This is a genomic window from Duganella sp., from assembly GCF_039595735.1.
Classification (GTDB): Bacteria; Pseudomonadota; Gammaproteobacteria; order Burkholderiales; family Burkholderiaceae_D; genus Rugamonas.
Genome location: NZ_JBCNLB010000001.1, coordinates 943376 through 957640 on the forward strand (window position 1 = coordinate 943376; position 14265 = coordinate 957640).

Annotated in this window: 10 protein-coding genes; 9 read left to right on the forward strand and 1 reads right to left on the reverse strand. The window is 62.7% G+C overall.

Going from position 1 to position 14265, the window contains the following annotated elements:
- Positions 1-14: 14 nt before the first annotated feature.
- Positions 15-728, reverse strand: coding sequence for a TetR/AcrR family transcriptional regulator (locus tag ABDW57_RS04335; RefSeq protein WP_343728973.1), 714 nt, complete (start codon positions 726-728; stop codon positions 15-17).
- 129 nt (positions 729-857) lie between these two features.
- On the opposite strand from ABDW57_RS04335, the gene ABDW57_RS04340 reads away from it, so the two are divergent.
- From ABDW57_RS04340 to ABDW57_RS04380, 9 genes are all read left to right on the forward strand, one after another.
- Complete coding sequence (locus ABDW57_RS04340; RefSeq protein ID WP_343728974.1) at positions 858-1973, forward strand: HlyD family secretion protein; 1116 nt, start codon at positions 858-860, stop codon at positions 1971-1973.
- Between the two features lie 15 nt (positions 1974-1988).
- The gene (locus ABDW57_RS04345) at positions 1989-3572 is read left to right on the forward strand and encodes a DHA2 family efflux MFS transporter permease subunit (protein ID WP_343728975.1); all 1584 of its coding nucleotides are present in this window, start codon (positions 1989-1991) and stop codon (positions 3570-3572) included.
- Between the two features lie 67 nt (positions 3573-3639).
- Entirely contained in the window at positions 3640-5115 is a 1476-nt protein-coding gene (locus ABDW57_RS04350; RefSeq protein ID WP_343728976.1) for an efflux transporter outer membrane subunit, read from the forward strand.
- Positions 5116-5320: 205 nt separating this feature from the next.
- A complete protein-coding gene (locus ABDW57_RS04355) occupies positions 5321-7237 on the forward strand; it encodes a methyl-accepting chemotaxis protein (protein ID WP_343728977.1) in 1917 nt (638 codons plus the stop codon).
- A gap of 48 nt (positions 7238-7285) precedes the next feature.
- Positions 7286-8986 (forward strand): hypothetical protein, encoded by a 1701-nt coding sequence (locus ABDW57_RS04360; protein ID WP_343728978.1) that lies wholly within the window; start codon positions 7286-7288, stop codon positions 8984-8986.
- A gap of 80 nt (positions 8987-9066) precedes the next feature.
- The gene (locus ABDW57_RS04365; RefSeq protein ID WP_343728979.1) at positions 9067-9732 is read left to right on the forward strand and encodes a hypothetical protein; all 666 of its coding nucleotides are present in this window, start codon (positions 9067-9069) and stop codon (positions 9730-9732) included.
- A gap of 87 nt (positions 9733-9819) precedes the next feature.
- Complete coding sequence (locus tag ABDW57_RS04370; RefSeq protein ID WP_343728980.1) at positions 9820-10530, forward strand: BON domain-containing protein; 711 nt, start codon at positions 9820-9822, stop codon at positions 10528-10530.
- 159 nt (positions 10531-10689) lie between these two features.
- Positions 10690-11997 (forward strand): MFS transporter, encoded by a 1308-nt coding sequence (locus tag ABDW57_RS04375; RefSeq protein WP_343728981.1) that lies wholly within the window; start codon positions 10690-10692, stop codon positions 11995-11997.
- A 90-nt stretch (positions 11998-12087) separates the two neighbouring features.
- Positions 12088-14226 carry a metallophosphoesterase gene (locus tag ABDW57_RS04380; protein WP_343728982.1) on the forward strand — a complete coding sequence of 713 codons (2139 nt, stop codon included), beginning with the start codon at positions 12088-12090 and terminating at the stop codon, positions 14224-14226.
- Positions 14227-14265 lie beyond the last annotated feature (39 nt).

The following is a 14265-nucleotide window of genomic DNA, read 5'->3' on the forward strand; positions in this document are numbered from 1 at the left end:
AATTTTGGAGCGTTTTAGCGTTTCACGCCGCGCAGGAACAGGTCCAGCCCTTCGGTGGCGCGCACGCGCAGCTCATCCATGGTGGGCGGCTGGGTGATGGGGAACAGCAGGCGTGACATCTGGTCGCCCATGATGCAGTTGAGCAGGAACACCGGCAGCAGTTCCGGCCGCACGTCCGGGCGCAGCTGGGCGCGGATGTCCGGACGGGCGAAGAAGCGGTTCAATTCCTCGCGGGTGCGCTGCGGACCGGCGTTGAAGAAGGTCTCGGCCAGTTCCGGCGTGCTCTTGGCTTCGGCCACCACCATGCGGTGCAGGCTGCAGAAGGTGGGCAGCGAGATCAGTTCCAGGAAGCGCAGCGAGAAGTCGCGCAGGATTTCTTCCATCGGGCGCGGATCGGTTTCCATATTATCCATGCCGCCGAAGAAGCGCGCGCGGCCATCGGCAATCACGGCGTTCAGCAGTCCGGCCTTGCCGCCGAATTTGACATAGATGGTGCGCACCGCCACGTGCGCTTCGCGCGCAATCATTTCCAGGCTGACCTTGCTGTAGCCTTTTTCCAGGAACAGCTGGCCGGCCGTGTGCAGCAGGGCGGCACGGCGGGCGGCTTTGTCGGCCGCGCGCGGGCGGCCGGCGGCCTTGCCAAAGCACGGCGAATCAGGCGGGTAATTGCCTTCCGGGCAATCTTGCTCGTCCAGCGCGGCGTCGGTCAGGTCGGTGGTGGTGTTCATGGCGGTGAATGATAACGAATGCCGACATGCTAGTCCAAAAAAAAATGAAATGCAATCGTTTCATTTCTTGACTTTGGCCGGAAACTGGCGATAATGCTCCTATCTCATTTCATTTTCTGGAGCTCCTTCATGTCCACCCAAGAACAAAAACTCAGTGCCGTGCCTGCCGCTCCAGCCGCTGCGCCGGCCGCGCCGGCGCAGCAACCGAACCGCCGCGTGCTGGTGGTGGCCGCCATCATTGCGCTGGCCGCCCTGGCCGCCGGCGGCCGCATGTGGTATCGCAGCCATTTCTATGTCGAGACCGAGAACGCCTATGTGGCCGGCCACGTGCACCCGGTATCGACCCGCATCGCCGGCGTGGTTACCAAAGTGCTGATTGACGATAACCAGCTGGTCAAGGAAGGCGATGTGATCGCCGAGCTGGATCCGTTCGATCAGGGCGTGAAAGTGGAGCAGATCCAGGCGCAGATCGCCTCGGCCCAGCAGCAGGTCACGCAGGCTGACGCGCAGATCGCGCAGGTGCAGGCCCAGGCCAGCGCCGCCGCCGCCCAGGTGGCGCAGTCGGAAGCGCAACTGGTGCGCGCCAGGCAGGATGCCGAGCGTTTCGGCCAGCTGTATAACAGCCAGATGAAAGCCGTGTCGAAAGCCGAACTGGATGCCGCTGTCGCCGCCCGCGCCAGCGCCACCGCCGACGTGGCCGCGCGCAAGGACAGCGCGGCCGCCGCCAAAGCGCAAATCGCTTCGGCCAAATCGGCGCGCGAAGTGCTGAACGCGCAGATCGCCGTGCTGCAGGTGCAGCTGAAGGACGCCAGACAACAACTGGCGTACAACAAGATTCTGGCGCCAGTGTCGGGCCGCATCGGCAAGCGCACTATCGAAGTGGGCCAGCGCGTGCAACCGGGCCAGCAGCTGACCGCCATCGTGCAGGAGAATGTGTGGCTGACCGCGAATTTCAAGGAAACCCAACTGGCGGACATGAAGGTCGGCCAGGAAGTCAAAGTGACTATCGATGCGCTGCCGGGCAAGGAACTGATCGGCAAGGTGGACAGTTTCTCGCCAGCGTCGGGTGCGCAGTTCGCGCTGCTGCCGGCGGATAACGCCACCGGTAACTTCACCAAGATTGTGCAGCGCGTGCCGGTCAAGATCACCTTCAAGCCGGAAGATGTGAAAGCCCTGAGCGGCCGCCTGGTGCCTGGCATGTCGGCGATCGCTGAAGTGGCGATCAACCAGAAAGAAGCTCACTAATCCAGGGAGCCTCTCATGGCTAGTACTACTTTTGTCCCGCCGATGCCGAGCGAGAAGGTCTCCGCACGCACATGGATGGCGGTTGCCGCCGGCATGCTGGGGGCCTTCATGGCGGTGCTGGATATCCAGATCACCAACTCGTCGCTGAAGGATATTCTCGGCACACTGTCCGCCACGCAGGAAGAGGGCTCCTGGATCGCCACTGCCTACCTGGTGGCGGAAATCATTGTGATTCCGATGACCGGCCTGTTTGTGCGCGTGTTCACCATGCGCGGCTACATGATGGGCACCACCGCGCTGTTCCTGTTGTTCTCCACGCTGTGCGGCTTCGCCTGGAATCTGCCCAGCATGATCGCCTTCCGCATGCTGCAGGGCTTCACCGGCGGCGCGCTGATCCCGATGGCGATGACGCTGGTGATGGCCAAGCTGCCGCCGTCGAAACGCGCCACCGGCATGGCGATCTTCGGCCTGACCGCCACGCTGGCGCCATCGATGGGCCCCACGCTGGGCGGCTACTTGAGCGAGCTGTATGGCTGGCCGTCGATCTTCTACATCAACTGGGTGCCTGGCCTGCTGCTGATTGGCGGTATCGCGCTGGGTCTTGATGAGGAGAAGCCGAATCTGTCGCTGTTGTTCAGCGCGGACTGGCTGGGCATCGGCTTCATGGCGATGGGCCTGGGCAGCCTGACCATCTTCCTGGAAGAGGGCAACACCAAGGACTGGTTCGATTCCGCCTTCATCAATACCTTTGCCGCGCTGGCGATTGTCGGCCTGCTGGGGTGGGTGGTGACCAGCACCATGCGCAAGCAGCCGTTCGTCAATCTGGGCTTGTACGGTCAGCGTAACTTCGCTGCCGCCACCGCGCTGTCGATGGCGATGGGCATGGGGCTGTATGGTTCTGCGTTCATCCTGCCGCTGTTCCTGGCGCAGATTCCGGGCTACTCGCCGATGCAGATCGGTGAAGTGATCATGTGGGCCGGCCTGCCGCAGCTGTTCATCATGCCGTTCGTGGCCAAGCTGTCGTCCAAGATCGACAACCGCATCCTGTGCAGCTTTGGCTTGCTGCTGTTCGGCGGTTCATGTCTGATGAATGCCTACATGGACGCCACCACCGGCTACGACCAGCTGCTGCTGTCGCAAATTGTGCGCGCGCTGGGCCAGCCTTTTGTGATGCTGACCCTGTCGAACTTTGCGATGAACGGCATTCAGCCGAAGGACATACCATCGGCATCGAGCCTGATCAACATGACCCGCAACCTGGGCGGTTCGATCGGCATCGCGCTGCTGGCCACCGCGCTGACCAACCGTGAGCATTTCCACTCGGCGCGCATCGGCGAATCGGTGAGCAATTTCGCACTGGCGACGCAGGAGCGTTTGAGCGCGTTGACCTCGTCGTTTATCGCCAAGGGTTTCGACAGCGCCACGGCCTCGGACATGGCCCTGAAAGCGGTCGACGGCGTGGTGCGCCGCGAAGCGTATGTCATGGCCTATAACGATGGCTTCTTCCTGGTGGCGATGGTGCTGTTTGCCTGCATCGGCGTGCTGTGGTTATCGGACAAAGTCAAAGCTCCTTCGGGGGGCGGCGGCGGTGCCCACTAAAGAGTGCAAGCTGTCATTCCGGCGCAAGCCGGAATGACGCGGATAATGTTTTATTTGAGAGGTAATCATGTTGAATTCAGCTTTGAAGCGCCTGACGCTCGCTGTTTCTGTCACCCTGGCCGTTACCGGCTGCGCCACTGTCGGCACGGACTTCAAGGCGCCGGCCAATGTGGCTGATGCGTCGTTCCGCCATGTGCCGCAGGCCGGCGCCAGCGAAGCACACCTGCCGGCCCAATGGTGGACCGTGTTCAATGACGCCACCCTGAACCGCCTGGAAGAGACGGCGCTGCGCGACAACCCGAGCGTGAAAGCGGCCGCTCAGCGTCTGGTGCAGGCGCTGGAGCAGGCCGGGGTGGCGCGCGCCAACGAGCAGCCGCAGTTGAGCGTCAACGCCGGCATTTCGAACTCGCGCACCTCGGCCGAGACCTCGCAAGGCCTGGCGCTGGGTCATCGCTCGATCAAGGGTAACAACTACTCGGTGGGTTCCAGCTTCTCGTATGAAGTGGATCTGCTGGGCCGCGTGCGCCGTCTGGTGGAAGCCTCGGACGCGCAAGCGCTGGCAGCCGAAGCCGATCGTGACGGCGTGCTGCTGATGCTGTCGTCGCAGCTGGCGACGACCTACTGGCAGCTGCGCGGCCTGGATGCCGAAATCGCCATTCTGAAAGGCGCGCTGGATACCCGCCGTGAAACCGAGGACCTGGTGACCGCGCGCTTTGACGCCGGCCTGTCGAATGAACTGGACGTCTCGCGTGCCCGCATCGAGCGCGCCAATGCGCAGGCGGATCTGCACGAAGTGCAGCGTCAGCGCAATCTGCTGGAACACAGCCTGGCCACACTGGTCGGTGCCTCGCCATCGTCGATGCTGACCGCGGCCAATGCGGATGCCGCCGTGCTGCCGCAACCACCGGCGATTCCAGTCGGCTTGCCGGCCAGCCTGCTGTCGCAGCGTCCGGACCTGGCCGGCAGCGTGGCGACCCTGCGCGCCACCAATGCGCAGATCGGCGTGGCGGAAGGGGCGTTTTATCCCTCGTTCTCGCTGACCGGTAACTTCGGTTTTGCCTCCGAGAGCCTGAGCAACCTGGCCAAGGGCGACGCGCGCCAGTTCAGTGTTGGTCCGCTGGCGCTGTCGCTGCCGATCTTTGACGGTGGCCGCAACAAGGCCAATCTGGCGATCGCCAAGGCCCGTTACGAAGAGGCGCTGGCCAATCATCAGACCAAACTGCTGACCGCACTGCGCGAAGTGGAGGATGCGCTGTCGGACGTGCAGCAGCGTCAGATGCAGGGCGAGGCGCAGCAGGCCTCGCAGGTGGCGGCGGCGCGCGGCTACCTGGTGGCGCGTGCGCGTTACGAGCGTGGCGTGTCGACCTACCTCGACGTGACCGATGCCCAGCGCAGCGCGCTGGCGGCCGATCGCGCGGCGGTACAGATCAACACCCAGCGCCTGCTGGCCGCCGTCTCGGTGGCACGTGCGCTGGGTGCCGGCTGGCAGCCGTCGGCGCAGTTGTCGCAGGTGGCGCAGAACGGCACCATCAGAGCGCAGTAAGTCACTCTCATTTCACTACCCATTACGCGGAAGAGGCCAGCGGCAGATGTGCCGCTGGTCCGAAGCGTTGTCTCTCCTCCCTTCCATACTCTCTGCCACGCAACAGTCGGGACGTCCCGCTTGCGTTGACGAACTTACGCGTGGCATGATGTTCCGACTGCATCCGCATTGCTTCTTCCGTCGGCATTGATCTACTGGAGAGATTATGTTCACGAACATGAGAGTGGCAACCCGCCTGGGTCTGGGTTTCGGGATCGTCGTTCTGCTGTTGTTGATACTTTCGGCAGTCAGCATCAGCAAACTGTCATCCATCAACAGCGCCATGCAGCTGATCATGGAAGACCGCTATCCGAAAATTGTCCTGGGCAATGAGGCCATCAAGCTCACCATCGACAATGGCCGTCAACTGCGTAGCATGTTGCTTGCCACGAGCGATGCCGAGCGCGATAAATTCCGCAACAACGTTGAAGCGAACCGCCACAAGGTGGCCGAAGCGCTGGCGCGCATGGATAAACTGATCAGCACTGAACGCGGCCGTGAACTGTTCAAGGAAATCACCGCCAAGGGCGACGCGCTGAATCCCAAATATGAACAGGCGTATGAACTGGTTCGCACCGACAGCAAGCGTGGCGCGGAATTCGTGCGCAATGATTTTGCCGCGGCCAATAATGCTTACTGGGCTTCGCTGGAGGCGCTGTCCAAGCTGCAGAGCAGCTTGATGGACCAGAGTGCCAAGGATGCGCGCGATACCTATGAGTCCACACGCAACGTGGTGATCATCCTGGCGTCGGTGGCCTTGCTGCTGTCGGTCGCGATTGCGGTGCTGATTACGCGTAACCTGATGCGCAGCCTGGGCGGCGAGCCTGCGTATGCGGCAGAGATCATGCAGCGGATTAGCAACGGCGATTTGAGCGGCGAAGTGGTCACGCGCAACGGCGATCACACCAGCATGCTGTTCGCGGTGAAAAACATGATCAGCAAACTGCGGCAGGTGATCGACGGCCAGCGCCTGGTGGTGGCTGCCGCCAACCGCGGCAATTTCGATGCGCGGGTGGACCTGAACGGCTTGCAGGGCTTCCAGCGCGAGATGGGCGAGGGCTTGAATCAGTTGGCCATCACCACCGGCGCCAGCATCGGCGACGTGGTGCGCGTGATGGGGGCCATGTCCGAAGGCGATCTCACGCAAAGCATCGACAAGGATTACGAGGGGGCTTTCGCCGAGCTGAAGTCCTATGCCAACAACACCATGGTGCGGCTGGCGCACGTGGTCAGCGAAGTGAATGCCAATGCGGAAGCGCTGGCGGCGGCCTCGGAAGAAGTCAGCTCCACGGCGCAGTCGCTGGCGCAGGCAGCCAGCCAGCAGGCGGCCAGCGTGGAAGAGACATCGGCGTCGGTCGAGCAGATGACGGCGTCGGTATCGCAGAATACCGAGAATGCCAAGGTCACGGACGCCATTGCCTGCAAGGCTTCCGGCGAAGCCACCGAAGGCGGCGAGGCGGTCAAGTCGACGGTGGCGGCGATGAAGCAGATTGCCGCCAAGGTGGTGATCATCGACGACATCGCCTATCAGACCAATCTGCTGGCGCTGAACGCGGCCATCGAGGCGGCGCGCGCCGGCGAGCATGGCAAGGGCTTTGCCGTGGTGGCGGCCGAGGTGCGCAAGCTGGCGGAGCGCAGCCAGGTCGCGGCCCAGGAAATCGGCCAGGTCGCCTCCAGCAGCGTGGATCTGGCCGAGCGGGCCGGCCATATGCTGGACGAGATGGTCCCCAGCATCAAGAAGACTTCCGACCTGGTGCAGGAAATTACCGCCGCATCGGAGGAGCAGTCGAGCGGTCTGGCGCAGATCAACTCCGCCATCACGCAACTGAGCCAGACCACCCAGCAGAACGCGGCCGGCTCGGAGGAGCTGGCCTCCACTGCGGAAGAAATGAGCACGCAGGCCAGCGAACTGCAAACGGCGATGGGCTTCTTCAAGGTGGGGGCGCTGGATGCGGCCAACCAGGCCGTGCGCAGTGCGGCACGCGAGACGCGTCAGCGTGCGGCGCAGGCGCCGGCCACGCGCAGGCAGCATAACGAACGTTTCGTCAGCAACGTGGACGAGGCCAATTTCGTCCGCTATTGAGGCTGCCGCCTGCATTACAATGTGGTCCTCACTCCACAAGAGGACCACATGAAAACAATCCTGCTTCCGCTGGCCCTGGCGATCGCCTGTGCCACTGCCTGTGCCGCACCGGCCGACGTCCATCAACTCAACAAAATGAGCCAGCGTTACGCGCCGATCGCGCTGACCGCGGACACCAGCCATCTCTCCGCCGGCGACAAGAAAGCCATCGCCAAACTGATCGAAGCGGCCAAGATCATCGACGTGCTGCAGCTGCGCCAGCGCTGGTCCGGCAACGAGGCTCTGTGGGCCGCGCTGAAGAAGGACACCACGCCGCTGGGCAAGGCGCGCCTGAACTACTTCTGGCTGAACAAAGGCCCGTGGTCCATCCTCGATGATCACCAGTCCTTCCTGCCCGCCGAAGTGGCCGGCATCAAGGTGCCCGGCAAGAAGCCGGAAGGCGGCAACTTCTATCCGGAAGACGCCACCAAGGCCGAGCTGGAAAAATGGATGAATGCCCTGCCGGCGGTGGACAAGGAGCAGGCGCAGTGGTTCTTCACCACCATCCGCAAGAACAAGGATGGCCTGTTCACCACCGTGAAGTATTCGGACGAATACAAGGCCGATCTGGAAAAGGCCGCCGCCCTGCTGAAGCAGGCCGCCGCCGATACCGATAACGCCTCGCTGAAAAAATTCCTGGAACTGCGCGCCGACGCCTTCCTCAGCAACGACTACCTGGCGTCCGATTTCGCCTGGATGGATCTCGACTCGCCGGTCGACATCACCATCGGCCCTTACGAGACCTACAACGACGAGCTGTTTGGCTACAAGGCCGCGTTTGAAGCCTACGTGAATATCCGCGATCAGAAGGAAACGCAAAAGCTGGACTTCTTCGCCACGCATATGCAGGAGCTGGAAGACAATCTGCCGCTGGATGCGCAGTACCGCAATCCCAAGGTCGGCGCGCTGGCGCCGATGGTGGTGGTGAACCAGGTCTACGGCGCCGGCGACGGCAATATGGGCGTGCAAACCGCCGCCTACAATCTGCCGAACGATGAGCGCATCATCAGCCAGCGCGGCTCCAAGCGCGTGATGCTGAAGAACGTGCAGCAGGCCAAATTCAAATCGACGCTGACGCCGATCGCCAGGCTGGTACTGCGTCCGGCCGACCAGAAGGACGTCGACTTCGATTCCTTCTTTACCCACATCCTGGCGCATGAAATCACGCACGGCCTCGGCCCGCACATCACCAAAAACGATGGCAAGGAATCGACTCCGCGTCAGGATCTGAAGGAAGCCTATTCGACCATCGAAGAAGCCAAGGCCGATATCACCGGCCTGTACGCGCTGGGCTACATGATGGACAAGGGCCAGCTGAAAGGCACGCTGGGGCAGGGTGAGGCAGCCGAGCGTAAGCTGTACACCACCTTCCTGGCATCGGCGTTCCGCACGCTGCACTTCGGCCTGACCGATTCGCATGCGCGCGGCATGGCGATCCAGGTGAACTACCTGCTGGACAAGGGCGGTTTCATCTCGCATGGCGACGGCACCTTCTCGGTGGACTTCGGCAAGATCAAGCAAGCCGTGATCGACCTGGACCGCGAGTTCCTGACCATCGAAGCCACCGGCGACTATGCGCGCGCCAAGGACATGATGAGCAAGTACGTGGTCATCCGCCCTGATGTGCAAAAGGCTTTGGATAAAATGAAAGCTGTACCAAACGACATCCGTCCGGAATTCAAGACCGCCAACACCTTGTTGGGCAAGTAAGCATTCCTCTTTTTCTACGTAGTAATAAAACTGCCGCCGGGCAATAATTCTTGCCCGGCGCGTGCTACAGTTTGATCACCATGATCAAACGCGCCTTCCTCCCCCTGCTGCTGTTGACGTCCTCGCTGGCTTCCGCTGCCGATTTGACCGAGATGGAAATCCGCTGGCTGAAAGCCGGTTCCGCCGTGCTGGCCTACGCCAAGCAGGAGCTCAAGCTGCCGCTGGATATCACGGTGCAGCCGCAGGCGCGCCCGACCGACGTGCCGCTGGCGCTGGGCTACGACAACGGCCGCTGCAAGCTGGTGCTGTCGATGCGCGGCAACCCGAACGCGGAAGACATTCTGGACACCGTCCCGCCAGCGCAACGCGCGCTGATGATTGAAGCCATGGTGGCGCACGAGATCGGTCATTGCTGGCGCTACGCGCAGGGCAACTGGCATGCGGTGCCGGCCGGCTTTGAGGAGCAACCGTCGCAAGCTGCACGCCACGCGCTGCGCGATACCCGCCGCGAGGAAGGCTATGCCGACCTGGTGGCGCTGGCGTGGATACAGCAACGTCATCCGGAACAGTATGCCGCCGTGGCCAGCTGGATGCGCCAGGTGCGCCAGCCCTCGCCAGCCAGCGGTTCGCACAGCACCCTGACCTGGCTGCAACTGGCGCCGACCGGCGCCGCCTTCGCGCCCGGCCTGCCGCTGTTTGAACAGGCCGATCGCCTGTGGCAAAAAGGGCTGTTGCAGGACCAATAAAATCCCGAACTGTGTACGTTTCCGCACGGAGTGCTCGGCTGTGCAGGCGTTTAATGTGTCCACCAACCACCACAAGAGGGACACATCATGAATAAGTTACTCTGTTTCGTGCTGGCCACTGCGGCCAGCGCTGCCTTCGCCGCCACTCCAAATAACGACACCGTGGCGTACAAAGCGGCGATCAACAAGTCCGACGCCGACTACAAAACTGCCAAGGCCGCCTGCGATGCACAATCGGGTAATGCCAAGGATGTCTGCCAGGAGCAGGCCAAGGTCAATCGCGCCAACGCCGAATCGACCGCCGCCATGCAATACAAGAACGACAAAAAGTCCATCGAGAAAGCGCAAATCAATGTGGCTGACGCCCAGTACGACCTGGCCAAAGCCCAGTGTGCCGCCAAGTCCGGTGCTGACAAGGACAGCTGCCTGAGCGGCGCCAAGGCGCAGCACACCGCATGGGTGAATGACGCCAAGGCGGGCAAGAAAGCCGCCGATACGGCACAGACCGGCATCGACTGCAGCGCCCTGACCGGCACCGACAAAGCCTCGTGCGAAGCCCGTTCCAAAACCGAGCTGGCCAAGGATGCACTGGCAGACACCGCCATCACCACCAAGGTCAAAACCGAGCTGATGGCCGAGCCGGCGCTGAAATCGCTGGACGTGCATGTGGAAACCACCAACGGCACCGTGATGCTGAGCGGCTTCGTGCCATCGCAGGCGGAAGTGGACAAGGCCGTGGACGTGGCACGTAACGTCAAGGGCGTGAACAAAGTTCAAAGCTCGCTGCGCATCAAGTAAAGGGCAGGCGGGCTCACCCCCACGCCCGCCCACCCTGGCGCCCGCCCGCGCACCCCTGACGCGGCCGGGCGCCACCTTTTTGCTTGTATTCATGATGATCGTAATCTAAAATGGCGGAAAGCGTGCCCTCCGGCGCGCATCGCCATCGTGAGGATCTTCATGTTTGCACAAGCTTTATCCAACTGGCTGCAGCGGCGTGGCCTGCATTTTTCGTGGGTGATCGTCACCCTGACGTTTTTCACCGGGCTGTCCTCGGCAGCCGCGCTGGGCTTGCCGGGAGCGCTGCTGCAGCCGCTGTCCAGGGAGTTTGGCTGGGACGTGGAGCAGATCTCGTCCGCGCTGGCGGTGCGGTTCGCCCTGTTTGGCCTGATGGGGCCGTTTGCGGCCATCTTCATGGAGCGCTTTGGCCTGCGCAATGTGGTGGTCACCGCGCTGACGCTGGTGGCGGCCGGCATGGCGCTGGCCACGCAGATGACGCAGTTCTGGCACCTGGTGCTGTTCTGGGGGATCATGCTGGGCGTCGGCTCCGGCATGACGGCGCTGGTGCTGAGCGCGGTGGTGTCCAACCGCTGGTTCGACAGCCATCGCGGTCTGGTGGTCGGCATCCTGACGGCCAGTTCGGCCACCGGGCAGTTGATCTTCTTGCCGGTGGGCGCCTGGATGATCGAGCACATGGGCTGGCGCATGGCCGTGCTGCCGGTATTCCTGGCGTGCGCGGTGATGGCGGTGGCGGTGTACCTGCTGATGCGTAATCGTCCGGGCGATGTCGGCCTGGCGCCCTATGGCGCGGCGCCCGGTACCGCGCCGGCCGCGCCGGCGGCAGCCATGCGCGTCACGCTGGCGACGCCATTCAAAATTCTGGCGGAAGCCTCGCGCAGCAGCGTGTTCTGGATTTTGGCCGGCACCTTCTTCATCTGCGGCCTGAGCACCAACGGCCTGATTCAGACCCACTTCATCTCGCTGTGCGGCGATGCCGGCCTGGGTCCGGTGCCGGCGGCGTCGGTGCTGGCCATGATGGGGGCGTTCGACCTGGTTGGCACCATCGGCTCCGGCTGGCTGTCGGACCGCTATGACAACCGCAAGCTGCTGCTGATGTACTACGGCTTGCGCGGCTTGTCGCTGCTGTGGCTGCCGTATTCCGAATTCACGCTGTATGGCTTGTCGACCTTTGCCATGTTCTACGGCCTGGACTGGATCGCCACCGTGCCGCCGACCGTGCGCCTGACCGGCGCCACCTTCGGCAAGGAAAAAGCCGGCATGGTGTTTGGCTGGATCTTTGCCGCCCACCAGCTGGGCGCGGCGGTGGCCGCGTATGGCGCCGGCCGCATCCGTACCTTGCTGCTGACCTACAACCCGGCGCTGTTTGCGGCTGGCGCGGCCTGCCTGATCGCGGCCGCCATCGTCATGATGATCCGCAAACCGGCGGTGGCCGGGGCCGCGCAACCGGCTGCGGCCAAGGCGGCATAAAAAAACTGGGAGCGCTTCCAAAATGTAATCAGGCTGTCATTTGCCGGTGCAACAATGCGCCGACTTTTAACCAGCCTGACGGAGTTTTGTATGCGTTTAGTGTTACCTGCGGCGGCGTTGACGGCCGCCGCTGTCGCCGCCTTGCTGGCGGCCTGCGGCAGCGATGGCGTGCCGGTTACCGAAACCAACCCGGGCGACGGTTTCAACTCCACCGCCGTCGCCTTCCTGAGCGACGTGCACTTCGAGAACATATACGGCGATCTGAAAAGCAGCCAGTTTGCCGGCATCCCCACCAAGGATGGCAAGAACGCCACCATCCGCACCATGTACGCGCAACTGACCTCGACGCGCCTGTTCAACGAAAACTACTTCGCCTTCCGCGCCGCGCTGGATGATGCGTATGGCAAGGGCATCCGCCTGGTGGCCATGCCGGGCGATATCTCGGACGACGCCCAGCCGATCAACATCGACGGTCTGGCCGACATCCTGCACGAATACCAGGCCAAGGGCATGCGCTTCTTCATCGCGCCCGGCAACCACGATCCCAACGAGCCGTATGACGATGACGAGGCGGGCAAGAACGACTTCCTGACCAAGGATGGCAAGGAGCAGAAAATCTACGCCGTCAACAACGCCGCCTGCAAGGCCAGGGACCCGGCCGTGGTCTGCACCAACCAGCTGATGGAGCAGGGCTACGAAAAGCTGATGAGCAAGCTGGGCGAATTCGGCTACGCGCCCAACAAGAGCGACATCTACTGGGAAACGCCGTTCAGCAGCTACGCCGACGGCAAATACAGCTACGAGGCGGCCAGCGCCGCGGCCGACCTGAGCAAGCGCCAGTTCGAAATCTGCACCGAAGGCGAGGGCGGCAAGTACAAGGTGGCGGGCAAGACCTACAGCCGCTGCGTCAACATGGTCGACGCCAGCTACCTGGTGGAGCCGGTGAAAGGCATCTGGCTGCTGGCGCTGGACGGCAATGTGCACGCGCCGAATGCCAACTTCGATCCGGCCAACCCGAAATACTTCAAGGGCTATGACAATGCCGGCGACGCGGGCTGGAACAAAATGCTGACCCACAAGATCCACCAGATCGAGTGGATCAAATCGGTGGCGGCGCGCGCCAAGGCGCAGGGCAAGCAGCTGATGTCGTTCTCGCACTATCCGACCATGGACTTCTACGCCAACCAGACCGATGCGATGAAAGCCGTGTTCAAGCCAGGCGCGTTCCAGGTCTCGCGCATGCCGGCCGCGGCCACCACGGCGGCGCTGGCGGCCACCGGTCTGCCGCTGCACGTGGGCGGCCACATGCACTTCAACGGCACCAACGATTACAAGGATAGCGCCGGCAATTACCTGGTCAACGTGCAATCGCCGTCGCTGGCGGTGTTTGGGGCGGCGTACAAAATCGTCAGCTACCAGAGCAAGGATCTGATCGACGTGCAGACCGTCGGCCTGAGCAACGTCGCGCGCCACAACGAACTGTTCCCGCTGTACCAGGTGGAGTATGACTATCTGCAGGGCAGCAGCGCGGCCGGCGATATCGCCAAGCGCTGGAACCGCGGCATCCTCGACAGCAAATCATATGGCGAGTTCACGCGTACCTACTTTGGCGAACTGTCGCGCCTGCGCTTCATGGGGGACTACTGGCCGTGCGAAATGAAGGAAGCGGCGATGTCGCTGGACGCGCGCCAGATGCTGATCCTGTCGCAGCTGCAAACCAGGGTCACGCTGGCGCAGCTGAAAGACAATCCGACGGTACTGCCGCTGACGGCTGGCTGCGCTGCCAAAGGCACGGTAGCGGCTGGCGGCGTGGCTGCCAGCCAGCTGACGGCCGACTGGGCGGCAGCGGCCGCCAAAGCCGAGCAGATCGCCGCAGCTGCGAATCTGAAACTGGCCGACTTCGCCAAGATCAGCGCATATGAATTCTACGGCGACTTCCACCGCACCGTGTACGCCGGCGAACTGGCGCTGCGCGACATGGGCGCCGAGCGGGTGGCGCAGTACAAAGTGTTGATGAATGCGTTCCCGGCATCGCCGGCGGCGATCATCAAGGTGGGGGATCAACTGTCTGACCAGAACCCGGTGCATGTGGCGTTCCAGTCGCAGTTCAAGCAAGTATTCGCGATCCTGAAAGGGCTGGGCTCCGGCAAGCCAAGCGACCACTTCACCATCGACCTCAAGGCGCAAAAGCTGAACAACGCCAGCACCAGCGGCCTGAGCTTCAACTAAACAATCCGGGGTCAGGTCCGCCATTTCTACACGGCCTCT